We start from the raw sequence: 23,747 nt of genomic DNA, 5'->3' as shown, positions 1-23,747 counted from the left end.
CCACATCGCGAGCACAGTTCCGAATAATCACGAAGTAAAGGCGGCAAAAAGGGCAAACAGGCTCAGTTGCGCAATAAATCAGCCACTTTTCGTGACCTCGGAAAAAAATTCCTCAAATACCGGCCGGGTTGTCAACTAATTCTTCGGACGAGCATTTCCGGAGCATTTCCGGAACTCCGCCGGATCCGCTCCGGGCAACGGGGACCCGTTCTCCCAGCGCGGATTCGACGCGGGCAGCGTGCCCGGCACCCGTACATGGGTGAGCGTGCCGTAGACGCTGGCGGTCTCCGTCAGCAGTCCGGACACATCCAGTTCGCCGCCGTCCTCGAGGCGGCCGAGAGAGTCCAGCCACAGCCCGGTCCTGGCCAGTGACAGCCGGGCACGCCAACTACCGCCCTCGACGGTCCTGCGCCGCAGGGCGAGCATCGCGGCCGCCGCGGCGAGCCAGCCCGTGGCGTGGTCCAGCGCCTGCGCCGGCAGCGGCCGCGGCTTGTCCAGACCACCTTCGGCGGCGATCCCGCTGGCCATCTGCACCAGGCTGTCGAACCCGCGGCGCGCGGCCCACGGGCCCGACCAGCCGTAGGCGTCCAGTTCGACGAGCACGATCCCCGGCCGCGCCTCGGCGAGCCGTTCGGGTGTGAAGCCGAGCCCGGCCAGTGCGCCCGGCCGGAACGACTGCAGGAACACGTCGGCCTCGGAGATCAGTCGCCACAACCGGTCCCGCCCGGCGTCCGTGCGCAGATCCAGGTGCGCGGAGCGCTTGCCGAGCCCGGTGTCCATCATCAGCGTGGGCAGCACGGGCAGATGCGCCGCCCCGATGTGCAGCACGTCCGCCCCGTGCGCGGCGAGCGCTCGCCCGGCGACGGGGCCGGCGATCACGTGCGTCAGTTCCAGCACCCGCACCGCGCCAAGCGGACGGTCCGAAGTAGACAGAGGACGCGCCGGAGACGGGGCGATCGGGGAGAAGTCCACCAGTGGCGCCTGGGCGAGCGCCTGGCTTTGCTCGCCACGCAACCATTGTTCGCGGGTGCGCATCGCCGCGGCCGCACCGCGCTCGGCGAGCACGGCTTCCTGCACGTCCCAGGAGTTCCGGCCCGCCACGGCCGAAGCCACCGCGTCCCGGTCGTCCGGCACGCCCAGCGCGCGGCACACGGCCTCGGCGTGATGCGGATAGTTGCAGTGCAGCCTGACCCAGCCGTCGGCGGCGTGGTAGTCGCCGGACAGGCCGGCCCACGGGTCGGCGGGCGGCTCGCCGTTCACGCGCAGATAGCGCTCGCTGCGGAAGGCCGCTGCCGCGTGCCGCATGTCGACCGACACCGTGCCGGGCTCGATTCCCTTGAGCCGCAACAGTTCCCCGGCCGCGAGCGTCGCCGCGGCGATGGTCTGCGAGGCCGCGTGCGCGACCCGGAACGGGCCGGGCAGCACCGTTTCCTCGCCGGTGACAACCGCGTCCGGCAGACCGAGCTCCCCCCAGAGCCCGGTCACGGCAGGGCCGCGACCAACTCCGCGGGCGGCACCTTCGTGCCCGTGTAGAACGGGATCTCCTCACGGACGTGCCGCCGCGTCTCACTGCCGCGCAGGTGCCGCATCAGGTCCACGATCCGGTGCAGCTCGTCGGCCTCGAACGCGAGGATCCACTCGTAGTCGCCGAGCGCGAACGACGCGACGGTGTTGGCCCGCACGTCGGGGTAGTCGCGCGCCATCTTGCCGTGCTCGGCGAGCATCTTGCGGCGCTCCTCGTCGGGCAGCAGGTACCACTCGTAGGAGCGCACGAACGGGTACACGCAGACGTACTTGCGGGACTCCTCGCCCGCCAGGAACGCCGGGATGTGGCTCTTGTTGAACTCGGCGGGCCGGTGCAGCGCGAACTGGCTCCACACGGGCGTGGACACCCGGCCCAGCGGCGTGCGGCGGAAGCCGGTGTAGGCGGCCTGCACCTGCTCGGCCTCCTGCGCGTGCCACCAGATCATGTAGTCCGCGTCCGCGCGCAGAGCCGACACGTCGTACACGCCGCGCACGACCACGCCCTTGCCCTCCAGGGCGTCCAGGTATTCGGTGGTCTCGCGCGCGGCCGAGCCGCGGTCGTCGGGCAGCTTGCCCGGCTCGACGCGGAAGACCGACCATGCGGTGTAGCGGATGGTGTCGTTGAGCTCTTGGTAGTTCAGGCGCGCCATGTGTCCATCTTGGCACTAGCTAGCCGCGCACGGCTCCCGAGGTGATGCGGCTCGCGGCGCGAGTGGCCGCACCGACGCAGGCCGGGATGCCGACGCCGTGGAACGTCGCGCCGGTGATCTCCAGGCCGGGCACGCCGGCGACCGCTCGCTCGACGCGCTCCACCAGGTCGAGGTGCCCGACGCCGTACTGCGGCAGTCCGCCGCCCCAGCGCATGACCGCGACGTCGACCGGTTGCGCCGTCACCCCGGCCAGCTCGGCGAGATCGGCCCGGACCAGCCGCGCCAGCTCGTCGTCGTCCGCCCGCAGCGCGCCGGGCTCGCCGAACCGCCCGACCGACCCCCGCACGAGGACCGGCCCGCCGCCGAGATGCCCCCACTTGCGGCTGGAGAACGTGAACGCCTTCGCCGCCGGCGGACTGCCGTCCGGGTAGCGCTCCTTGGCACCGATCAACACCCCGGAGGCGTCCGGCAGCGCGGTGCCCGGCGGGAACGCGAGCGCCACGACGGCCATCGAGGCCAGCTCCACCTCACCCAGCGCGGCCGACGCGGCCGGCACGACGGGTTCGAGCAGTCTGCGGGCGGCCGGGGCGGGCACGGCGAGCAGCACCGCGTCCACGTCCACGGCCTCGCCGGTCAGCTCCAGCGTCCAGCCTCCGGCGCGGCGCCGCAGGCCCGTCACGAGCGTGCTGAGACGGATCTCGGGCTTGCCCAGTTCGGCGAGCCGGTCGATGAGCGTGCCGAGCCCGGTGGGCAGCGTGCCGAAGACCGGGCCGGGATTGGGTGAGGCGGGCAGCTGCGACGCGGCGGCCGCGGTCAACGTGGCCGCGCCGGAGTCGAGTGCCTTCGCCAGCCCGGGCAAGGTGGCGCGGAGGCCGAGCCCGTCGGCGCCGCCGGCGTAGACGCCGCCGAGCAGCGGATCGACCAGCCGGTCCACCAGTTCGTCGCCGAACCGCTCGCGCAGCAGGCGGCCGAGCGAGACGTCGCCGGTCAGTACCACCGGCGGCAGCCCGCCCTCGGCGGCGACCTGGCGGCGGCCCTCCGCCGACAGCAGCCCGGCGACGGCCTCCGCCGAGCCGGGTATGCCCATGACGGTGCCGCCCGGCATGCCGACCTGCGTCCCGCCCGCGCGCAGCCGCGACCGGGCTCCTGTCGGGTGGGTCAGCTCCAGACCGATCTCCCCGGCGAGTTCGAGCGCTTCCGGGCGGCGCACGATGAACGCCTCCGCGCCGACGTCGAACCGCCGCCCCGCCAGTTCGATCGTGCGCAGCTTGCCGCCCAGCGAATCGCCGGCCTCGAAGACGGTGATGGTCGCGCCGTCGCCGAACCGCGTGCGCAGCCGGTAGGCGGCCGTGAGCCCGGAGACGCCACCGCCGACGACCGCTATCCGCATCACGGCTCCAGCGAGTGCACCAGCTCGACGACCCGGGTCAGCACCTCGGGGTCGGTGCCCGGCAGCACGCCGTGGCCCAGATTGAAGATGTGCCCCGCCGCGGCCCTGCCCTCGGCGGCCACGCGCCGGACCTCGGTCTCGATCACCGGCCAGGACGCGCCCAGCAGCGCCGGATCCAGGTTGCCCTGCACCACGGGCGGCGTGCCCCCGGCCGCGGTGAGCCTGCGCACCGCCTCGTCCAGCGGGATGCGCCAGTCCACGCCGACCACGTCCGCGCCGGCCTCGCGCATCACGGCCAGCAGCTCACCGGTGCCGACGCCGAAGTGGATGCGCGGCACGTCGTAGTCCGCGAGCCCGCCGAGCACCTTCGCCGAATGCGGCAACACGAATTCGCGGTAGTCGCGCACCGAGAGCGCGCCCGCCCAGGAATCGAACAGCTGAACCGCGTCGGCGCCCGCGTCGAGCTGGGCACGCAGGAACGTCAGCGCCATGTCCGCGAGCCGGCCCGCCAGCCGGTGCCACAGCTCGGGCTCGCTGTGCATGAGCGCCTTGGTGTGCTCGTAGTTGCGGCTGGGCCCGCCCTCGATCAGGTAGGACGCGAGCGTGAACGGCGCTCCCGCGAACCCGATCAGCGGGGTGCCGCCCAGCCGCTGCACGAGCAGCCCGACGCCCTCGGCGACGGCGGAGACCTGCGCGGGGTCGAGCACGGGCAGCGCGGCGACGTCTCCGGCCGAGCGCACCGGCTCGGCCACGACCGGCCCGGTGCCCGCGATGATGTCGATGTCGACCCCGGCCGCGTACAACGGCACCACGATGTCGCTGTACAGGATCGCCGCGTCCACGCCGTGCCTGCGCACGGGCTGGAGCGTGATCTCGGCGAGCATCTCCGGGTCGAAACAGGACTTCAGCATTGGCACGCCCTCGCGCAACGCGCGATACTCGGGCAGCGAACGTCCGGCCTGACGCATGAACCACACGGGCAGCCGCGAAGGGCGGCCGCCGCGAGCGGCGACGAGGAGGGGCGCCTCGGACAGATCGCGCTGGGCGGACCGGGGAGACGACTGAGCGGTAGCTGGCATCGCAATCATCGTGCCACGACCGGGTGCGGCACCGTTCCTCGGCGCGTCTACACCTCACGGTCGCGGTTCCGGCTTAAAGTCGGTCGCGTGACCGCGATGACGCATGCGCCCGAGATGTTCCGTGAAGCTGTCGCGGCGCTGCAAGCCGTCCGGCCCCGGCCGGAAGTGACGTTGGAGAGCGTGCGCGCACCGCAGCGTCTGGCCCCGTGGTCCTACGCGCTGAGCTGCGAGACCACCGGCCCCGCCGACGTGCTGGCCACCGGCCGTCTCGTGCTGCTGCACGATCCGGAGGGCCAGGAGGCCTGGAACGGCGTGCTGCGCCTGGTGATCTACGTGCGCGCCGAACTGGACCGCGAACTGGCCACCGATCCGTTCCTGCCCGCGGTCGGCTGGTCCTGGCTGACCGACGCGCTGGAGTCCTCCGGCGCCTCGTGGACCGCACTGGGCGGCACCGTCACCGAGACCTCCTCCGCCCGCTTCGGCGACATCGCGGGCCCGGCGCGCACCGACGATCTCGAACTGCGCGCGTCCTGGACGCCGACCGATGCCGCGCTGCGGCCGCACGGCGAGGCGTTCCTGCAGCTCATGTCCAGTGTCGCGGGCCTGCCTCCGGTGGGCGTGACGTTGTTCGGGCACCGGCAGACCTCGTAGCCGTTTTCGCCCGCGCGGGGGACGAGGGCGAGGTGTGCCCGGCGGAGCGCGGTACGAGACCGAGCCCGATCACCGATTACCTTGAGTCACCAGAAAACGAAGGTCAAACCCTCTGTGGTGCCGAGATCTTGGCCCGGATCGGCCGAGCGCCTTTGACGCAGCGTGATCAACGGCGGAGTCGATCAGAACAGCCGCAGCGGCGCTGGACAACGACTCGGAGGATTCGCATCCGCAATGCCGGCGCCTGGATCCGGCCCCACTCGAACGGCGGGAGGACGGCCCGGGTCCCCCCGATGAACCCCGGGCACCGTCCCGTTGGCGGTACCTAATTGACGCACGCGGCAAATGCACGCAACGTATGCACGCGCAGGCGGTGTGCCCCAACTTTGCTTCATCGGGCTTTGCCGCAGAACCGTTAGCCGCGAACCCGACATTAACCCGAACGTGCTACAAGGACACCGGTTAGTAACTACTCGATCGGGATAGATACCCGTTCGATCCCCCCGCAGGGCGGCTCGGGCGGCTAAAGTGCTCCTTCGACGACACCACTTTCGGTCTAGCTGGCGCGGCTGTTTGGCCGAAAGTCCCGGTGCCGGTCGGGGGGCACGACCGACTCCAGGGAGGTAGTGACGTGGCTGCCGTCGGCTTATCTCAGGCCGTCAGATCCACGCCAGCCGGCGCGTTGCCGGCGAGCATGGTTCCGCACCCGCGGGAAGAGCTGTTTTCCGTGCTGGTGGTCGATGACCACCCGTTACTTAGGGAGGCTATCGCCGCTCGACTCGCTCAGATGGGAGCGGGCACCGTACACGAGGCTGCCTCGGTAGCCGAGGCGAGGGCGCGGGCGACCGCGACAGGTCCCTGTGACCTGGCGATCCTCGACCTCGGTCTGCCCGACGGCTCGGGCATCGAACTGGTTACCGAGCTGCGTAACCACGGGTGGCCTCGGATCGTGGTACTCGCATCCTCGGACGACCCGTACGCCGTCCGCTCGGCCTTCCAGGCCGGGGCACAGGCATACCTGCTCAAGTCGGCTTCGCCCATGGTGGTGACCGACGGCGTGCGCAGGGTGCTGGACGGTGGCGTGTACGCGGACCCGAGCGTGGCACCGGTGCTGGCCACCGGCACGCGCGTCCCGGGCACCGACAACACGCCGCGGGAGCTGTCCGCACGTGAGGTGGAGGTTCTCCAGCTCGTGGCGGACGGTCAGTCCAACAAGGAGATCGGCGAAGAGCTCAGCCTCTCCGCGCTCACCGTCAAGTCGCACCTGTCACGGATCGGGCGCAAGCTCGGCACCGGTGACCGGGCGCAGATGGTGGCGCTGGCGATGCGCGCGGGCGTCATCCGCTGACCGATGTTCAAGGCTCTGCGGGGCGGGCGCACCAGGCGCGGTACGCCCGTCCCGTAGGGTTGAACGTTGTGGAAACCGCAGATCAAGGCGTCGATGACGCGGAGCGACCGGTCGGCCCCATCCTGTTGACGGAACCGGCCGACGGGACCCCTCCGGTGATCGGCGACCCCGCAGAACTGACGCGTGCCTGCGAGAAGCTGGCCGCCGGTTCCGGGGCGATCGCGGTCGACACCGAACGCGCGTCGGGATACCGCTACTGGCCCAAGGCCTATCTGGTGCAGCTGCGCCGGGATGGCGCGGGCTCGGTACTGGTGGATCCGATCGCGCTGGCCGGGCAGCTCGAACCGCTTCGGCGTGCGATCAACGCCGAGGAGTGGGTGCTGCACGCTGCCTCGCAGGACCTGCCCTGCCTCGCCGAGCTGGACCTGCGGCCGGTGAGCCTGTTCGACACCGAGCTGGCCGGACGGCTGGCCGGATACGAACGCGTCGGCCTCGGCACGCTCGTGGAGCGGCTGCTGGGCTACCAGCTGGAAAAGGGCCACAGCGCGGCGGACTGGTCGAAACGACCGCTGCCGGTCGACTGGCTCAACTACGCGGCGCTGGACGTCGAACTGCTCGTGCCGTTGCGCGAGAAACTCGAGGCCGAGCTGGCCGCGCAAGGCAAGCTGGACTGGGCCCGCCAGGAGTTCGAGGCCGTGCGCAACGCACCCGCACCGGCTCCGCGGGCCGAACCGTGGCGCCGCACGTCCGGAATCCACAAGGTCCGCACCGCCCGTGGTCTGGCCGCCGTGCGGGCGCTGTGGGAGGCGCGCGACGAGCTCGCGCGCAAACGCGACCGCGCGCCCAGCCGGGTGCTGCCGGACAGCGCGATCGTCAACGCGGTGCTCGCCGAGCCGAAGACCGTGGCCGAGCTGCAGGCGCTGCCGGTGTTCGGCGGCCGCGTGCAGCGGCGTTACTCGGCGCAGTGGTTCCGGCATCTGGAGGCGGCGCGGGCGCTGCCTCGCGAGGCGCTGCCGAACCCGGCACAACCCAACGACGGTCCGCCGCCCGCCAACCGCTGGGCGGACAAGGACCCCGACGCGGCGGCCCGGCTCGGCGCGGCACGCGCCGCGCTGACCAGGATCGCCGGACATCACCAGCTGCCGGTGGAGAACCTGCTGCTGCCGGATCTGCTGCGCCGCACCTGCTGGCGCCCGCCGGAGGACCGGAGCGCGGAAGGCGTCACCGAGGTGCTGCGCGCCGGCGGTGCACGGCCCTGGCAGATCGAGCTGACCGCGAGCGACCTCGCCACGGCGCTGCGCAGTACCGCGGCCAAGTAGCACCCGGCACCGTCACCACTTCACCCGAACCGGACCGCTCGCGGGCGGCCCGGTCCTCGCCGAGCGGAAAGAACCTCCACCCCTAAAAGGTGGCGTGACGCACTCGACAGGACCACTCCTCTGGTTACCGACGGGTAACAAGGGCTATGGTGCGCCTGTAAACCACCTCAGATTTCTTTCCCCGTGAGGAGCAACCGTGGCCGCAACACCACTGGCGCCGACCGCGCGAGAGGTGCGCTCCGTTGCCTTCGTCGAAGGGGTACGCACCCCGTTCGGCAAGGCGGGCGACAAGGGCATCTACGCCAACACCCGTGCCGACGACCTGGTGGTCAAGGTGATCCGGGAGCTGCTGCGCAGGCATCCGGAACTGCCGCCCGAGCGCGTCGACGACGTCGCGATCGCCGCCACCACCCAGACCGGCGACCAGGGGCTGACCATCGGCCGCACCGCCGCGCTGCTGGCCGGCCTTCCCAAGTCCGTGCCCGGTTTCGCCGTCGACCGGATGTGCGCGGGCGCGATGACCGCGGTGACCAGCATCGCCGGTGGCATCGGCTTCGGCGCCTACGACATCGCCATCGCAGGCGGTGTCGAGCACATGGGCCGCCACCCGATGGGCGAGGGCGTCGACCCGAACCCCCGCATCGTGGCCGACAAGCTGGTCGATCCGACCGCGCTGGTCATGGGCCAGACCGCGGAGAACGTGCACGACCGCTACCCGGCCATCACCAAGCAGCGCACGGACGAGTACGCCGCCCAGAGCCAGGAGCGCTACGCCGACGCCGTGAAGGCCGGCAAGATCGGGCCCGAGCTGGTGCCGGTCGCGATCCGCAACCCCGAGCTGGGCTGGGGCCTGGCCACCGAGGACGAGCCGCCCCGTCCGGGCACCACGGTCGAGCAGCTCGCCACGCTCAAGACGCCGTTCCGTCCGCACGGCAGGGTCACCGCGGGCAACGCGGCCGGGCTCAACGACGGTGCGACCGGCGCGATCCTCGCCGACGAGCGGACCGCGCGCGAGCTGGGCATGCCGGTGGGCATGCGGCTGGTCGGCTACTCCTTCGCCGGGGTCGAGCCCGAGGTGATGGGCATCGGCCCGGTGCCGGCCACCGAGAAGCTGCTCGCCCGCACCGGGCTGTCCATTTCGGACATCGGGCTGTTCGAGATCAACGAGGCGTTCGCGGTGCAGGTGCTGGCCTTCCTCGACCACTTCGGCATCGAGGCGACGGATCCGCGCGTCAACCCGTGGGGCGGCGCGATCGCCTGCGGGCACCCGCTGGCCTCCTCCGGCGTGCGGCTGATGACCCAGCTCTCGCGCCAGTTCGCCGAGCATCCCGAGGTCCGCTACGGCCTCACCACGATGTGCATCGGTATCGGCATGGGCGGTTCCGTGCTGTGGGAGAACCCTGCGTACGACGGGAGCGACAAGTGACCTTCACAGTTGAGCAGGCCAGCGCGGCCTTCCCGGACGAGGTCGTCACCACCGCGGTCACCCGGCTGGTCAAGGTGCCCGGGCTGGACAAGCCGGTCGCGCTGGTCACCATCGACAACGGCCACGACCACACCCGGCCGTCGACGTTCGGGCCGCAGGGCCTGGTGAGCCTGAACTCCGCGCTGGACGAGGCCTTCGCCGCCGAACCGGCCGCGATCGCGGTCACCGGCAAGCCGTTCATCTTCGCCGTCGGCGCCGACCTCTCCGGGGTCGAGGCCGTCTCGGATCCTTCGCTGGCAAGGGAAATCGCCGCCACCGGACACGAGGTGTTCCGCCGCCTCACCGATTCGGAGATCCCGACCTTCGCCTTCGTCAACGGCGCGGTGATGGGCGGCGGCCTCGAGCTCGCGCTGTCCTGCCACTACCGCACGCTGTCGGAGAACACCGCCGCCATCTCCTTCCCCGAGGTGTTCTTGGGCCTGTTCCCCGGCTGGGGCGGCACGCAGCTGCTGCCGAACCTGATCGGACCGGACGCCGCGGTCACCGTGATCATCGAGAACGCCCTGAATCAGAACAAGATGCTGAACGTGGCCAAGGCCGCGGAACTGGGCATCGTGGACGAGGTGCTCGGCTCGGCGGACTTCCTTGAGCAGTCGCTGGCGTGGCTGGCGCAGGTCGTGCGCGGGGAGAAGATCCCACAGCGGCGTGCGATCGATCGCGGCGAGGCCTGGGACAACGCCATCGCCCGCGCGAAGTCCATTGTGGATGGAAAGACGCACGGCGCTTCGCCGGGTGCGACCAAGGCCGTGGAGCTGCTGGAACTGGCCCGGAACAACGATCTCGACGCGGGCTACGCGGCCGAGACCGATGGCCTGGCCGAGTTGCTGATGAGCGACACGCTGCGCGCCGGGCTGTACTCGTTCAACCTGGTCAACAAGCGTGCGAAGCGGCCCGCCGGTGCGCCGGAGAAGTCGCTGGCACGCAAGGTGAGCAAGGTGGGCGTGGTCGGCGCCGGACTGATGGCCTCGCAGATGGCGCTGCTGTTCGTGCGCAGGCTCAAGGTTCCGGTCGTGCTGACCGACGTCAGCCAGGAGCGCGTGGACAAGGGAGTGTCCTATGTGCACGGTGAGGTGGACAAACTCCGAGCCAAGTCTCGTATTTCTCCGGACGAGGCCAACCGGCTCAAAGCCCTGGTGAGCGGCTCGCTGGACAAGGCGGCCTTCTCCGACGCGGACTTCGTGATCGAGGCCGTGTTCGAGGAGATGGGCGTCAAACAGCAGGTGTTCGCCGAGGTGGAACAGTTCGTCTCGGCCGAGGCGATCCTGGCCACCAACACCTCCTCGCTGTCGATCAGCGAGATGGCCTCGAAGCTCCAGCACCCCGAACGGGTCGTCGGCTTCCACTTCTTCAATCCGGTCGCGGTCATGCCGCTGCTGGAGATCGTGCGGGCGGAGAAGACCGACGACGCGTCGCTGGCGACGGCGTTCGCGCTGGGCAAGCAGCTGAAGAAGTCCTGCGTGCTGGTCAAGGACGCGCCCGCGTTCGTGGTGAACCGGCTGCTGCTGCGTTTCCTCGGCGAGGTGCTGACCACGATCGACGAGGGCACCCCGTTCGAGGTGGCCGACCACGCGCTCGACCCGCTCGGGCTGCCGATGACGCCGCTGGTGCTGACACAGCTGGTCGGCCCGGCGATCGCGTTGCACGTGGGCGAAACGCTGCACGCGGCGTTCCCGGACCGCTTCCGGGTGAGCGAGAACCTCAAGCGGTTCGTGGACTCCGGCAAGACCGCGGTGTGGCAGTGGGACGCCCAGGGCAACCAGACGGTCGACCCGGAGGTCACCGCGCTGTGGCAGCAGGGCGACAAGCCGTCCTCGGCCGAGGAGGTGCGCGATCGCGCGCTGACCGCGATCGCCGACGAGATCAAGCTGATGCTCGACGAGGGCGTGGTCGCCGAGGCCCAGGACATCGACCTGTGCCTGATCCTCGGTGCCGGCTGGCCGTTCTGGCTCGGTGGCATCACGCCTTACCTCGACCGCACCGGCGTGTCGGAGAAGGTCACCGGCAAGCCGTTCCTGGCTCCCGGCGTGGCCTCGGTTCCCGCCTGATCCGCCCGGCGGCCACCGTCACGGAGGACCCGCGACGGTGGCCGCCGGCTCGATCTGGCGGCGCCACGCGACGACCACGACCGCGAGCACGATGAGCGCGAGCACGCACCACGCGGGACCGGCGTAGGTCCGGCCGGGCACGACCGTGGCCGACATCAGCGACAGATCCCACAGGGCGTGCACGATCGCGGGCGCGAGCAGTCCTCCGGTGCGCCGCCGGACCAGGTAGAAGAAGTAGCCCGCGATCGCGGTCACGAGGACCTGGACGAATGCCTTCGGGCCGTTGCTGATCAGGTTGCTGGCGTGGGCGAGCCCGAAGATCACGGACGTCCACAATGCCACTTTTCCTTCCGGGTAACCGTTCTGCCGGAAGCACACGAGTCCCACGCCGCGGAACAGGGTCTCTTCGGCGAAGCCGACGAACAGCACGCCGAGCAGCAGCAACAGGCTGAAGCCGAGGCCGCGCTCGGCCAGTCCCCCGTAGTCGGTGGCCACGAGCGTCGCGCCGAACATGACCACGGGAACGGCGAGGACCCAGCGGCTGACCGGCCGGTCGTCGGCCAGGACCGGCCGCCACCAGCGCAGCACGGTGACGAGCACGGCGACCAGCACCAGCCCGATCCCGATCGGCAGCGCGATACTGCGCCACAGCGCGTCGATCGTGTTGGCGTTGGCGTAGCCGAGCCCGAGATCCTTCGTGAAGAACGCGCCGAGTCCCTGCACGACGACCAGGTAACCGAGAACGACGACGAGATAGGCCCACACGGGCAGCCGCTTGGCGATCATCCGGTCACCAGAGACCGACGCGGAGACCGGCACGCGTGATCAGCCCGGCGGCGCGCTCGGCGTCGGCTTCGGGCACGGTGAGCAGGACACCGCCGGGCCGCCCGAGCCGTTCCCGGCGCAGCGCGAGCGCGAGCCGGTCCAGCAGTTGCAGGTGCAGCCCGCGGTCGCCCAGCGACGGGTAACTGTCCATTACGGACACGAGCGCACCACCTTCGCCCGTCGCGACGCCGGTCAACAACGTGAAATGCCCGGTGTGCCAGCGGGAACTCCAGAACGGCGGCAGGCCGCCGTCGAGGTAGTCGGCCAGTGCCGTGGCCGGAGTGTCGAAGGCGCCGAGCTCGGCGGTGTCCACATTGGCCACCGGAGCGACCCACCGCAGGTCGTAGAGAGCCGTGAGCAGTTCGCCGAGCCGTGCCGACGTCCAGTCACCGCAGGCCGGGACCGCCCGCAGCCGCCCGGCGGAAAGAACCTCGATCGCGTGCGCGACGCCAGCCGAGGACGCCCCGGCCTCGGCGGCGTTCTGCGTGCGGGGCAACGAAATCCGGTAGTCGTCGCGGATCTTCTCACCCGGCGGCCTGCCCTCCGGCGTGCCCCCGGCGAGCAACCGGATTCCGGCCGCGGCCGCCGCCTCGTCCTGGTCGGAGATCTCGATCCCGTAGGCACGCAACGAGACCACGGCCACGAAGGCGCCGCACAGCTCGTCCTTCTGCGGCATCTCGGCGCGCGCCTGGACGATCAGTTCTCGCGCGCCGGGAAACCAGCGAACCCGATCCAGCAACCGCACCGCCTCAGTACCGCCACAGATGGGCCGCGACGATCTCGGCGAGGTCGCGCTCGGCGGCCCAGTCCGCATCCGAGTTCCGAACCGCGCCGAACGCACCGAGCAACTCCTCCCCCAGGACTCCGGAAACCGCTTTCGACGCGAGCAGCGCCGTGCTCTGCTCGGCCGGTGTCGCAGGCAGCCGCACCACGCCCTCGGCGACCCGGCGCTCGTCCGGCCACGTGCCCGGATCCTCCGCGATGGGTTCGGGCAGCGTCAGGTTCTCCGCCATTCCGGCGAGTCCGGCGGCCAGGACCGCGGACAGCGCGAGATACGGGTTCGCCGACGCGTCCGACGGTTTGAGCTCGACGTTGGCGTGCTCGGCGCCCAGCAGCTCGGTGCCGGGCACGAAACGCAACGGCGCCTCCCGGTTCTCCACACCCCAGAACGCGTACGCACTGGCGAAATAGCCCGGCCGCAGCCGCACTGTGGACAGTACGCTCGGCGCGGTGATCGCGGTCAGGGCCGGCAGCTCGCGCAACAGCCCGGCGAGATAACCCGCACCGTCCGCGTCGGGAATTCCGGCCAGCAAGTTGCCGCCCTTGCGCCACAACGAAGTGTGCAGATGCCAGCCGTTGCCCGCGGCCTCGGGCGCCACGATCGGCGAGAAGCTGGCCCGCAGCCCGTGCGCGTGCGCCGCCGCGTGAATGGTCTGCCTGGCCAGAAGCTGGTCGTCGGCCGCCGACACCGGGTCGGTCGGGCGCAGCGACAACTCGACCTGCGCGAGCCCGTACTCGGCGTGCACCTGGTTCAGCGGCAGCCCGTTGACCTCGAAGTCGTGCAACAGCGCGGCGATGAACCCGTCCAGTTCGACCAGTGCGTGCGGACTGTAGGCCGGCCCGCGGTGCCCCGGCGCGGACGCGATGTCCGGACTGCCGGCCGGGGCGAGGCAGAACTCAAGCTCATAACCCGCACGCAGCTCGTAACCCTGTCCGGCCGCGGCCGCGACCTGCCGTTGCAGCACCGCGCGCTGGCAGTACGGCCACGGCGATCCGTCCGCGGCGATCTGCCGCCCCGGTGCCCAGGCGAGCGCGGGCTGGCCCGCGAGCCGCCGCAGGCGCTCGATCACGGGCACCAGCCGCACGTCGCCCGAGGGCGTGGACAGGCCCGGATGGGCATACGTGATCGCGTCGTGGGTGTCGAAGACCGCGAACAGCGAGGTGATCCCCACGCCACGGCTGGCGGCATCGGCGAGGCCGTTGATCGGCACGATGCGTGACCGCGGAATGCCGTTGTTGTCGGCCCACGCGATCTGCACCCCACTGACCCCGGCAGCGGCCAGGTCCTTCGCCGCAGCCGATGCTGCCTTCGTCATGAGGTGAAGTGTCTCACGCTCACGACGTCGCGGAAGTCCCATCGCAACGCCGTTTCGGCCCCGCCGCGGTTTCGCTGTGAACGAACAGACCTGGCGCCGCCGGCCGTGCCCATGGGAGCGTTTTCCGCCATGTACCGCCACTCGGGCACCTCGCTGACCACGGCAAACGCGTGGTCTGAACGTTTCGGCGGTGTTTCGCGTCCTAGATACCGGGATTGGACCTACGACATCCGGGGTAATTCGACGTGACGCAAGTCCCACAGAGACGGGAACACTTGCAACACGCTCAGCGTCTGCAAGAGTGGAAGCTACGAACACCGCGGAGCCGGTGGCGACCCCGCCCCCGGAGACAGTGCCGAAGTGATCGTGCTGGATCGATGGCATCGGGCGACCGATGCCGGGACGGAGGGAGACTCCAATGACATCACCTACGCTCACCCGCCCCGAACTGACCGCAGCCGACCGTTGTGACCGTTGCGGAGCAGCAGCACAGGTACGAGCGATCCTCTCCTCCGGCGGCGAGCTGCTTTTCTGCGGCCACCACGCCCGCGAGTACGAGGCCAAGCTCAAGGAGATGTCGGCCGAGATCCAGCGCTAACAGCCGGACTTGCCAGCGGGCGGGAATCCTCCGGGATTCCCGCCCGTCTCATATGTGACGGTCACCACACGGGAACCATCGGGGAGGATTCACCGACCGGAAGGGCATGACGACCGATGATCTCGTCACGTCCCCGCCGTCCTCGGCCACCACACCGGGCTCCCGCCCGTCGCTGCGACCGCTGTTGCTGCGCCTGCACTTCTACGCCGGCGTCCTGGTCGCACCGTTTCTGCTGATCGCGGCTCTGACCGGGCTGCTCTACATCTTCACTCCCCAGCTGGAGAACGCCGTCTACGACCACGAACTGCACGTGGCCGCCGACGCGCGCTGGCAGCCACTGGAGGCCCAGGTCGCCGCCGCGCGGGCCACGTTGCCGGAAGGCCGGCTCACGAAGGTCCGCCCGGCGCCATCGGCCACCGACACGACTCAGGTCCTGTTCTCGGTGCCCGGCCTGCAGGACAGTTACGCCAAGACGGTGTTCGTCAACCCGCATGACAACGAGATCCGCGGGGTACTGGAAACCTACGGCTCAGGGCAGGCGCTGCCGCTGCGCGCGTGGCTGGACCAGCTGCACCGCAACCTCAACCTCGGCGACGCCGGGCGCCTGTACAGCGAGCTGGCCGCCAGCTGGCTGTGGGTCGTCGTCCTCGGCGGGCTCGCGCTGTGGTGGGGCCGGCGGCGGCGCGACAAGGGCACCGGCAAGCGCGCGAAGCTGCTGTCCTGGCACACCACGACCGGCCTGTGGGTCGCCGCCGTGCTGCTGTTCCTGTCCGCGACGGGCCTGACCTGGTCGCAGTTCGCCGGGCAGAACATCAGCGATCTGCGCACCACGCTGAGCTGGCAGACGCCGAGCGTGCCGGCCAAGGCCGCACAGGCCCCCGCCGACGCGCCGGTGATCAGCACCGATGCCGCGCTCACGGCCGCGAGGTCGGCCGGGCTGAGCGATCCCGTCGAGATCACCATGCCGGCCGAAGCCGGTTCTCCGTACGTCGTCAAGCAGGTGCAGCGGAGCTGGCCGGAGAAGCAGGACGCGGCCGCCGTCAACGCCTCGACCGGCGAGGTCACCAGCGTGCTGCGGTTCGGCGACTGGCCGCTGGCCGCGAAGCTCGCCCGCTGGGGCATCGACGCGCACATGGGCCTGCTGTTCGGGCTGGCGAACCAGATCGTGCTGGCGCTGGTGTGCGTGGGGCTCGTCGGGCTGATCGTCTGGGGCTACCGGATGTGGTGGCTGCGGCGGCCCACCCAACCGCGCTTCGGCCGTCCGTACCCAAGAGGCGGGCTGCGGAAGCTGCCGATGACGGTGCTCTTCCCTGGTGCGGTCGTGCTGATCGCGATCGGCTGGTTCCTGCCGGTGTTCGGGGTGTCGTTGCTGGTCTTCCTGGCGGTGGACGCGTTCCTCGGCTGGCGGGCGGCGCACCGGGCTTGAGGCGTGCCCGGTGCCGGGCGCTCGCCCTGGCGCGCCTACCAGGACCGCAGCGTGACGATGCGCTCCTCCAGCTGGTCGACCGTCGCCATCGCCGTCGGCGGTCCCCCGCACACGCGGCGCAGCTCGTTGTGGATCGCGCCGTGCGGCTTGTTCGTGCGGTGGTGATACATGCCCACCAGCGCGTTCAGCTCCTTGCGCAGCGCCGCGATGCGCTCCTGCACCGACTGCGGTTTCGGCGGCGCCTGCGGGGCTTCCTCCTTCACCGGCTTCCGCCGTTTGGCATCGGCCAGCTGCTCCTCCTGCCGCTTGCGCAGCAGCGCCCGCACCTGGTCCGGCTCCAGCAGGCCCGGCAGCCCCAGGTACTCCTGCTCCTCCTCGCTGCCCGAGAACACCGCGGTGCCGAAGGAGTTCCCGTCGTAGATCACCTGGTCCAGCTCGGCGGAGGCGCCCAGCGACGTGAACGCCTTCTCCTCTTCGCCGGGCTCGTCCTCGGTGCGGTTGGCCTGCGCGAGCAGCTCGTCGTCCCAGCCGTCCTTTTCCCGGTGCGGCTTGCCGAGCACGTGGTCGCGCTGCGCCTCCAGCTCGCTGGCCAGCTCCAGCAGCACCGGCACGCTGGGCAGGAACACGCTGGCCGTCTCGCCCTTGCGCCGCGCCCGCACGAACCGGCCGATGGCCTGCGCGAAGAACAGCGGGGTGGACGCGCTCGTGGCGTACACGCCGACCGCCAGCCGCGGGACGTCAACGCCTTCGGACACCATCCGCACCGCGACCAGCCAGCGGTCGCCCGAATCGGAGAACTCGCCGATCCGCTTCGTGGCCTTCGGATCGTCGGACAGGACCACGACCGGGTTCTCCCCGGTGATCCGCGCCAGGATCTTCGCGTAGGCGCGCGCCGACTCCTGGTCGGTGGCGATCACCAGGCCGCCCGCGTCCGGGATGCCGGCACTGCGCAGCTGGTGCAGCCGCGTGTCGGCGGCCTGCAGCACCGACGGGATCCACTCGCCGCCGGGGTCCAGCGCCGTGCGCCACGCGCGCGCCGTCTGCTCGGCCGTCAGCGGTTCGCCGAGCCGCGCCGTGAACTCCTCGCCCGCGCTGGTGCGCCACGACGCCTCACCCGAGTAGGCGAGGAACACGACGGGCCGCACGACGCCGTCGGCGAGCGCGTCGGCGTAGCCGTAGGAGTGGTCCGGCTTGCTGCGCATCGCGCCGTCGCCGTCGGGCTCGTAGGTGATGAACGGGATCGGCGAGTCGTCGCTGCGGAACGGGGTCCCGGTCAGCGACAGGCGCCGCACCGCGGGCGTGAACGCCTCGCGCACCGCGTCACCCCAGGACTTCGCGTCACCCCCGTGGTGGATCTCGTCGAGGATGACCAGTGTCTTGAAGTTCTCCGTGCGCACCCTGTGCAGCGTCGGGTGGGCCGCGACCTGCGCGTAGGTGAGCGCGACGCCCTGGTAGTCGCCGGAGGTCGCGCCCTGGCCGTTGCGGTAGTTGGAGTCGATGGCGATACCGGCGGCCGCCGCGGAGATCGCCCACTGGTGCTTGAGGTGCTCGGTGGGGGTGACGATCGTGATCCGCTCGACCGTGCGGTCGGACAGCAGTTCGGCGGCGATGCGCAGGCCGAACACGGTCTTGCCCGCGCCGGGCGTGGCCACCGCGAGGAAGTCCTGCGGGTTGGTGGTGAGGTACTTCGTCAGCGCGCGCCGCTGCCACGCACGCAGCGGGCGGGGCGTCGCGTCGTGCTGCGGCTCGGGCGCGGCGAAGCCTGATTCCCGATTACGCTGGGCCGTGTCCGACAAGGATCGTCCCCCTCCTCTCGCCGACTCGGAACGCGACATGCGAAAACCCTCACGAAACACCTCCGGCAGCACCGCCGGGCGTGAGGGCGCTCGGAGAAGACTACCGGGCGAGCGGGGATCGGGCCGCGAACGGCACGGCCGAGTGGAACACGCCACACCATCGGCGCGCCAAAACCGCGCCAATGCACCATGCTGGACCTCGAGATGAACGACAAGACCGAGCCCAAACCGCCCCGCAAAGGTGTGCGGCGCCTTGTCGGCCGCACCCTTTCCAAGGCCTGGGACGGCAACATCTTCTCCGAGTCGGCCGAAGCCGCGTTCTGGCAGACCCTGTCGCTGCCGCCGCTGCTGCTGGGACTGCTGGGCTGTCTCGGCTACATGGGCGACTTGTTCGGCCAGGCGTTCGTCACCGACGTGCACGACAAGATCATCACGTTCTGCGACCGGATTTTCACCGGGAACGTGGTGCAGCAGATCATCGGACCCACCGTCGACGACATCCTCACCATCGGCAAGGGCGAGATCGTCTCGGTCGGGTTCGTGATCTCACTGTGGGCGGGATCGTCGGCGATGTCCTCGTTCGTCGACGCGATCACCGTGGCGCACGACCAGTACGGTGTGCGCAACGAGGTGTGGCAACGGATCTTCGCGTTGCTGCTGTATCTGGCCAGCCTGATCCTGCTGGTGATCGGGCTGCCGATCATCGCGATCGGGCCGGACCTGCTGACCGACTTCTTCCCCGACTCGTGGCGCCCGACGCTGGCGATGTGGGTGGGCACGCTGTACTACCCCGTGCTGGGCGTGCTGCTGGTGCTCGCGCTGGCGACGTTGTACAAGGTCTCGCTGCCGCGGCGGCTGCCGTGGCACCGGGGGCTGCCGGGCGCGGTGCTCGCGATGGTGATCTTCCTGCTGGCCAGTGTGGGGCTGCGGATCTACCTGGGCTGGATCACCAGGACCGGCTACACCTACGGGGCGCTGGCCACGCCGATCGCATGGCTGCTGTTCACCTACTTCATCGGCATGGCCGTGGTCGGCGGCGCGTATTTCAACAGCGCCATCCAGGAGCTGTGGCCGGCGAAGATGACCAGGCGGCAGCGGCGGAAGTGGCGCAGGCTGGAGATGGAGCGGGCGAGCGAGCGGATGCGCTCCGAGGGCAAGAGCCTGTGGGAGCGCACCACGACACCGCTACGCAGGCCGCGCAAGCAGGCCGGGCCCGAATCCGGACCCGAGCCGTCCGCCGAGGCCGACGACGACGGCGGGGAGCCGAGCCTGGCCGATCAGTCGCCCTCGGGTCCGGGGCGCAGCCCTTCGTAGATCTCCTTGCACGCCGGGCACACCGGCGAGCCGGGCTTGGGCGACTTGGTCACCGGGAAGACCTCACCGCAGAGCGCCACGACGTGCGTGCCCATGACCGCGCTCTCGGCGATCTTGTTCTTGCGCACGTAGTGGAAGACCTTCGGTTCGTCACTGTCGGTGCTGTCAGTGCTCTCCGGCCGTGTTTCGACCTCGGGCAACGTCGTCGTACTCATGTCTCCATGATGCCGGACTGGCCACCGCGGCCGCGAGAGGCGCACCATCTGCCCAAGGAGGTGAGCGGCGATGCCCGAGCCCAGATCGAGCCGTCCGTACATGCCCGGCTACGGCATGCTGCCGCCGGATCAGGGATCCGGGCTGCTCCCCTGGTCGTGGGCGGTGGCGAGGCTGCGCGATTCGCACGACTACTGGGTGGCCACGGTCCGGCCGGACGGCAGGCCGCACCAGATGCCGGTGTGGGCGGTGTGGCACGACGACGCGGTGTGGTTCTCCTCGTCGGTCGGCTCGCGCAAGATACGCAACATCGTGCTCGGTTCGGAGGTCTCGGTCGCCACCGGCGATCCGCTCAACCCGGTGATCGCCGAGGGGCGGGCGAGGATCATGACGGACACCGTGTCGGTCAAGACGTTCCTGGACGCGCTCAACGTCAAGTACGGCACCGATTACGACCTCGATTTCCTCGATCCGGCCGAGAACGCGACCGTGCGGGTGCGCCCACGGTGGGTGTTCGCGCTGGACGAACGGGACTTCACGGGCTCGCCGACCCGCTGGGACCTGCGCTCGCCCGCTGGGTGATGATGATCGGCCGTGACCCCGATATCCCTTTCCGGCGAGGTGGCCGACGCCGTCAACAGCGGCAGGCCCGTCGTCGCGCTCGAGAGCACGATCCTGTCCCACGGGCTGCCGCCCGGCCGTAACCGCGACGTGGCCGACCGCGTCGAGCGCACCGTGCGCGACGCGGGTGCGGTGCCCGCGACCATCGCGGTGCTCGACGGCCGTCCCGTCGTGGGCCTGTCTTCCGCCGAACTGGACCGCGTGTGTGCGGCGGACGCGGGACTGGACAAGCTGTCGCTGCGCGATCTCGGCCCGGCGGTCGGGCTGCGCCGTTCGGGTGCGACGACCGTGGCGAGCACCTCGGCGCTCGCGCACGCGGCCGGGATCGGCGTGTTCGCCACCGGCGGACTCGGCGGGGTGCACGTCGGGGCGGCCGAGTCCTGGGACGTGTCGGCGGATCTCGGTGCACTGTCCCGGATTCCGACGCTCGTCGTGTGCTCGGGCGTGAAGTCGGTGCTCGACATTCCCGCGACGCTGGAGGTGCTGGAGACCGCTTCGGTGCCGGTGCTCGGGTATCGCACCGACGACTTTCCCGCTTTCTACCTGCGTTCCTCCGGGCACGCCGTGCCGTGGCGGGTCGAGGACCCCGCGCAGGTCGCGGCGGTGGTGTCGGCGCACCGGTGCTACAGCGGTTCCGGTGTGCTGCTGGCGAATCCGGTCCCGGCCGAGTCCGAAATGGACAGAGAGCTGCACGACCGGCTACTCGCCGAAGGGCTGGAGCTGGTGCGCGGCAACCAGGTTTCCGGCAAGGACGTGACTCCCGTGCTGCTGGAGCATTTCCACTCGGCGAGCGGCGGGGTGAGCCTGGACGCGAACGAGGCGCTGGTGCTGTCCAACGCGCGGCTGGCCGCCCAGGTCGCGGTGGAGCTGGCATGAGGATCGTGGTGGTGGGCGATGCCGGGCTCGACGTGGTGGCACGGCACACCGGCATCGTCGACGGCGGCGATTCCAGCGCCCGCGTCCAGCTGACCGGTGGCGGGGCCGGGGCCAACACGGCGCGCTGGCTGGCCGCGACCGGCACCGCCACGACCCTGATCGCGCGGGTCGGCGACGACGCGGGCGGCCGCCTGATGCGCACGGAACTGGAGGCGGCGGGCGTGCGGTGCGCCTTCGCGGTCGACGCGGACGCGGCCACCTGCTGTGTGGTGTCGCTGGTGGACGACGGCGGGCAGCGGAGCATGCTCGCCGACCGGGGCGCGAACGCGCGGTTCCGTGCGGAGGACGTCGAGGCGGCCGCGCTGGCCGGTGCGTCCCACCTGCACCTGTCCGGCTACGTGCTGCTGTACCCGTCGTCGCGGCCCGGTGGGCTGGCGGCGCTGACGGCGGCGAAGGAGGCCGGGCTGACGACGTCGGTGGATCCGCAGGCGGCGGCGCTGATCACCGATCCGGACCGGTTCCTCGCCGACGTGCGCGGGGTGGACCTGCTGCTGCCCAACGCCGACGAGCTGACCGCGCTCGCCGGTTCGCCGCACCCCGCGGCGGCCGCGAGCCTGCTGGGCGAAGTCGGGGCGGTCGCGGTCACCCAGGGCATGGCGGGCGCGAGCTGGATCGATGGGGACGGCGTGGTCAGCGTGCCCGCGGAACCGGCCGACTGCGTCGATTCCACCGGGGCGGGCGACGCCTTCGACGCCGGCCTGCTCGCGGCCTGGCTGACCGGGAAGTCCACAGTGGACTCACTGCGGGCGGGCGCGCGGCTGGGGGCCGAGGCGGTGTCGCGGGTGGGGGCGCAGCCTTAGCGCTTGTCAGCCTTCGATGATGCGGTGTTCGCCTCGTTCGATGGCCCTCGCTTCGCGCTCGTAGCGGCTCACCTGCTCCGCCTTGCGTGGCGGGCGGTCGTTGGCGACCAGGACCGCGATCCACGGCAGCGGGATCGACAACACGATGAACAGCAGCGCCAGCCACCACGTGTGGTAGAACACGCCCGCCAGGATCAGGCACGGGAAGCGCATGCCCATCATCAGCATGTACTTGCGCTTACGGGCGGCGTGCTCGTCCTCATACGACGGCGCGGCCTCGGTGATGAGCACCGGATCGACCTCACGGCCAGAACCGCCGGGGGACCTGTTCACGACCACCACCTCCGCTGTCCATGCTCCCACCGCGCCGCCGGATGCGACACCCAGGTGGGTCAATCACCTCCGCAGGTACGACAACGCCCCGACGACGAGCGTCTCCACTCCCGTCCGCAGCGTCGGATGCAGCACCGGCGCGAACTTCGGCGAGTGGTTCGACGGGATGTCGTCCTCGAACCGGCCCTCGGCCACCGCCTTGAGCACGGTCTCCGGATCGAGCCCGCCGACCAGCCAGAACACCGACGGTACCCCGGCCGCCCTGCCGAACTCGCTGAAGTCCTCGCTGCCGGTGACCAGCGGCGCCTCCATGATCCGCTCGGCGCCGAAGTGGTCGCGGAAGACCGTGGTGAGCGCGGCGTTGCTCGCGTCGTCGTTGCTGGTCACCGGGAAGCTCCCGATCGAGGTGAACTCGGGCGGCTCCGGCGCACCCGCGGCGGCGGCCTCGCCCCGCACGATCCGCTCGATCGCGGCCAGCACCCGCTTGCGCACCTGATCGTCGAACGTGCGCACGTTGACCTCGAGTTCGGCGTGGTCGGCGATGACGTTGTGCGCGGTGCCGACCCGCATGGACCCGACCGTGACGACCGCGGAATCGGTGGCCGAGATCTCCCTCGACACGATCGTCTGCAGCCGCATCACCACCGACGCCGCCATGACCGCGGGGTCGACCGTCGTCTCCGGCCGCGAACCGTGCCCGCCGCGCCCGTGCAGGGTGATCCGCATGGCGTCGGTGGCGGCCATGATCACGCCGGGCCGGGTCAGCACCCAGCCTGCCGGACCCGGCACGACGTGCTGGCCCAGCACGACCGACGGCGTGCCGGCGAGGTCGAACAGGCCGTCGCCGACCATCCGCGCCGCGCCGCTGCCTTTTTCCTCACCCGGCTGGAAGACCGCGAGCACCGTGCCCCGCCACGATCCGCGGGCCCGCGCGAGCAGGTCGGCCGCTCCGCTGAGCCAGGTGGCGTGCATGTCGTGCCCGCACGCGTGCATCACCTCGCCGCGCGCCGCGTACTCGAGTCCGGTCTTTTCCTCGACGGGCAGCGCGTCGATGTCGGCGCGCAGCATCACCACCGGGCCCTCGCCGTTGCGCAGCACGCCGAGCACCCCGGTGCCCGCGATACCCGTGTGCACCTCGTAGCCCGATTCGGTCAGACGGCGGGCCAGTTCGGCCGCCGTCCGATGCTCCTCGAACGAAAGTTCCGGGTGCCGGTGCAGGTCCACGTACAGCGTTTCCAGCGCGGGCAGCAGCCCGTCCAGCGGAGCCAGGGCAGCGGTCATCCCACCATCTCAGCAC

22 protein-coding genes are annotated in these 23,747 nt (G+C 70.8%); 11 read left to right on the top strand and 11 right to left on the bottom strand.

The annotated features are described in order from the left end of the window. Positions 1-135: 135 nt before the first annotated feature. The 4 genes from HFP15_RS09705 to hemE are packed head-to-tail and all read right to left on the bottom strand — an operon-like array spanning position 136 to position 4,643. Positions 136-1,485 carry a CoA transferase gene (locus HFP15_RS09705; protein WP_168513798.1) on the bottom strand — a complete coding sequence of 450 codons (1,350 nt, stop codon included), beginning with the start codon at positions 1,483-1,485 and terminating at the stop codon, positions 136-138. Next, positions 1,482-2,174, bottom strand: coding sequence for a hydrogen peroxide-dependent heme synthase (gene hemQ / locus HFP15_RS09700; protein WP_168513795.1), 693 nt, complete (start codon positions 2,172-2,174; stop codon positions 1,482-1,484). Before hemQ ends, HFP15_RS09705 begins: the two co-directional genes overlap by 4 nt. A 19-nt stretch (positions 2,175-2,193) precedes the next feature. Then, the gene (gene hemG / locus HFP15_RS09695) at positions 2,194-3,564 is read right to left on the bottom strand and encodes a protoporphyrinogen oxidase (RefSeq protein WP_168513794.1); all 1,371 of its coding nucleotides are present in this window, start codon (positions 3,562-3,564) and stop codon (positions 2,194-2,196) included. Next, on the bottom strand, positions 3,564-4,643 hold the full coding sequence (hemE, locus tag HFP15_RS09690; protein WP_168513792.1) for a uroporphyrinogen decarboxylase: 1,080 nt from the start codon (positions 4,641-4,643) through the stop codon (positions 3,564-3,566). The genes hemG and hemE overlap by 1 nt, the downstream gene beginning before the upstream one ends. An 87-nt stretch (positions 4,644-4,730) precedes the next feature. On the opposite strand from hemE, the gene HFP15_RS09685 reads away from it, so the two are divergent. From HFP15_RS09685 to HFP15_RS09665, 5 genes are all read left to right on the top strand, one after another. Then, positions 4,731-5,294 carry a DUF3000 domain-containing protein gene (locus HFP15_RS09685; RefSeq protein ID WP_168513790.1) on the top strand — a complete coding sequence of 188 codons (564 nt, stop codon included), beginning with the start codon at positions 4,731-4,733 and terminating at the stop codon, positions 5,292-5,294. A gap of 631 nt (positions 5,295-5,925) precedes the next feature. Continuing rightward, positions 5,926-6,642 (top strand): response regulator, encoded by a 717-nt coding sequence (locus HFP15_RS09680; protein WP_168513788.1) that lies wholly within the window; start codon positions 5,926-5,928, stop codon positions 6,640-6,642. Positions 6,643-6,710: 68 nt separating this feature from the next. Continuing rightward, positions 6,711-7,961, top strand: coding sequence for a ribonuclease D (locus HFP15_RS09675; RefSeq protein ID WP_168513786.1), 1,251 nt, complete (start codon positions 6,711-6,713; stop codon positions 7,959-7,961). Positions 7,962-8,193: 232 nt separating this feature from the next. Then, a complete protein-coding gene (locus HFP15_RS09670) occupies positions 8,194-9,387 on the top strand; it encodes a thiolase family protein (RefSeq protein WP_168513970.1) in 1,194 nt (397 codons plus the stop codon). After that, complete coding sequence (locus HFP15_RS09665; protein WP_168513784.1) at positions 9,384-11,492, top strand: 3-hydroxyacyl-CoA dehydrogenase NAD-binding domain-containing protein; 2,109 nt, start codon at positions 9,384-9,386, stop codon at positions 11,490-11,492. Before HFP15_RS09670 ends, HFP15_RS09665 begins: the two co-directional genes overlap by 4 nt. Positions 11,493-11,510: 18 nt before the next feature. Here the strand turns inward: HFP15_RS09665 and HFP15_RS09660 are convergent, their stop codons facing one another. Genes HFP15_RS09660 through HFP15_RS09650 form a run of 3 tightly spaced genes read right to left on the bottom strand, consistent with a single transcriptional unit; the run spans position 11,511 to position 14,413 of the window. Next, positions 11,511-12,278 carry a CPBP family intramembrane glutamic endopeptidase gene (locus HFP15_RS09660; RefSeq protein WP_168513782.1) on the bottom strand — a complete coding sequence of 256 codons (768 nt, stop codon included), beginning with the start codon at positions 12,276-12,278 and terminating at the stop codon, positions 11,511-11,513. A 4-nt stretch (positions 12,279-12,282) separates the two neighbouring features. Further along, positions 12,283-13,062 carry a DUF6885 family protein gene (locus tag HFP15_RS09655; RefSeq protein ID WP_168513780.1) on the bottom strand — a complete coding sequence of 260 codons (780 nt, stop codon included), beginning with the start codon at positions 13,060-13,062 and terminating at the stop codon, positions 12,283-12,285. A 4-nt stretch (positions 13,063-13,066) separates the two neighbouring features. Continuing rightward, a complete protein-coding gene (locus HFP15_RS09650; RefSeq protein ID WP_168513778.1) occupies positions 13,067-14,413 on the bottom strand; it encodes a type I glutamate--ammonia ligase in 1,347 nt (448 codons plus the stop codon). Between the two features lie 418 nt (positions 14,414-14,831). On the opposite strand from HFP15_RS09650, the gene HFP15_RS09645 reads away from it, so the two are divergent. Next, positions 14,832-15,011 (top strand): DUF7455 domain-containing protein, encoded by a 180-nt coding sequence (locus HFP15_RS09645; protein WP_168513776.1) that lies wholly within the window; start codon positions 14,832-14,834, stop codon positions 15,009-15,011. Between the two features lie 106 nt (positions 15,012-15,117). Then, on the top strand, positions 15,118-16,437 hold the full coding sequence (locus HFP15_RS09640; protein WP_168513774.1) for a PepSY-associated TM helix domain-containing protein: 1,320 nt from the start codon (positions 15,118-15,120) through the stop codon (positions 16,435-16,437). Between the two features lie 35 nt (positions 16,438-16,472). Here HFP15_RS09640 and HFP15_RS09635 read toward each other — a convergent pair whose 3' ends face one another. Next, positions 16,473-18,233 (bottom strand): DEAD/DEAH box helicase, encoded by a 1,761-nt coding sequence (locus HFP15_RS09635; RefSeq protein ID WP_168513772.1) that lies wholly within the window; start codon positions 18,231-18,233, stop codon positions 16,473-16,475. Between the two features lie 204 nt (positions 18,234-18,437). Here HFP15_RS09635 and HFP15_RS09630 point away from each other — a divergent pair, with 204 nt between their 5' ends. Next, a complete protein-coding gene (locus HFP15_RS09630) occupies positions 18,438-19,547 on the top strand; it encodes a YihY/virulence factor BrkB family protein (RefSeq protein WP_168513770.1) in 1,110 nt (369 codons plus the stop codon). Here the strand turns inward: HFP15_RS09630 and HFP15_RS09625 are convergent. Further along, positions 19,511-19,762, bottom strand: coding sequence for a DUF3039 domain-containing protein (locus HFP15_RS09625; RefSeq protein WP_168513768.1), 252 nt, complete (start codon positions 19,760-19,762; stop codon positions 19,511-19,513). The two genes, HFP15_RS09630 and HFP15_RS09625, sit on opposite strands and share 37 nt — an antisense overlap. Before the next feature lie 70 nt (positions 19,763-19,832). Here HFP15_RS09625 and HFP15_RS09620 point away from each other — a divergent pair, with 70 nt between their 5' ends. From HFP15_RS09620 to HFP15_RS09610, 3 genes are read left to right on the top strand one after another with little or no spacing between them, the layout of a single operon-like run. Beyond that, positions 19,833-20,342, top strand: a complete 510-nt coding sequence (locus HFP15_RS09620) for a pyridoxamine 5'-phosphate oxidase family protein (RefSeq protein ID WP_168513766.1) — start codon at positions 19,833-19,835, stop codon at positions 20,340-20,342. A gap of 12 nt (positions 20,343-20,354) precedes the next feature. Beyond that, on the top strand, positions 20,355-21,257 hold the full coding sequence (locus HFP15_RS09615; RefSeq protein ID WP_168513764.1) for a pseudouridine-5'-phosphate glycosidase: 903 nt from the start codon (positions 20,355-20,357) through the stop codon (positions 21,255-21,257). Next, positions 21,254-22,117 carry a carbohydrate kinase family protein gene (locus tag HFP15_RS09610; protein ID WP_168513761.1) on the top strand — a complete coding sequence of 288 codons (864 nt, stop codon included), beginning with the start codon at positions 21,254-21,256 and terminating at the stop codon, positions 22,115-22,117. The genes HFP15_RS09615 and HFP15_RS09610 overlap by 4 nt, the downstream gene beginning before the upstream one ends. 6 nt (positions 22,118-22,123) lie before the next feature. Here HFP15_RS09610 and HFP15_RS09605 read toward each other — a convergent pair whose 3' ends face one another. Together HFP15_RS09605 and HFP15_RS09600 are read right to left on the bottom strand one after the other, a co-directional pair. Beyond that, positions 22,124-22,459, bottom strand: a complete 336-nt coding sequence (locus HFP15_RS09605) for a DUF3099 domain-containing protein (protein ID WP_168513759.1) — start codon at positions 22,457-22,459, stop codon at positions 22,124-22,126. Between the two features lie 54 nt (positions 22,460-22,513). Then, positions 22,514-23,731 (bottom strand): amidohydrolase, encoded by a 1,218-nt coding sequence (locus HFP15_RS09600; protein WP_168513757.1) that lies wholly within the window; start codon positions 23,729-23,731, stop codon positions 22,514-22,516. Positions 23,732-23,747: the final 16 nt, after the last annotated feature.

Origin of the sequence: Amycolatopsis acididurans, from assembly GCF_012328925.1 — a bacterium.
Classification (GTDB): Bacteria; Actinomycetota; Actinomycetes; order Mycobacteriales; family Pseudonocardiaceae; genus Amycolatopsis_E; species Amycolatopsis_E acididurans.
Note: the sequence above shows the minus strand (reverse complement) of the source record. Positions and strands in the feature narration are given on the sequence as shown.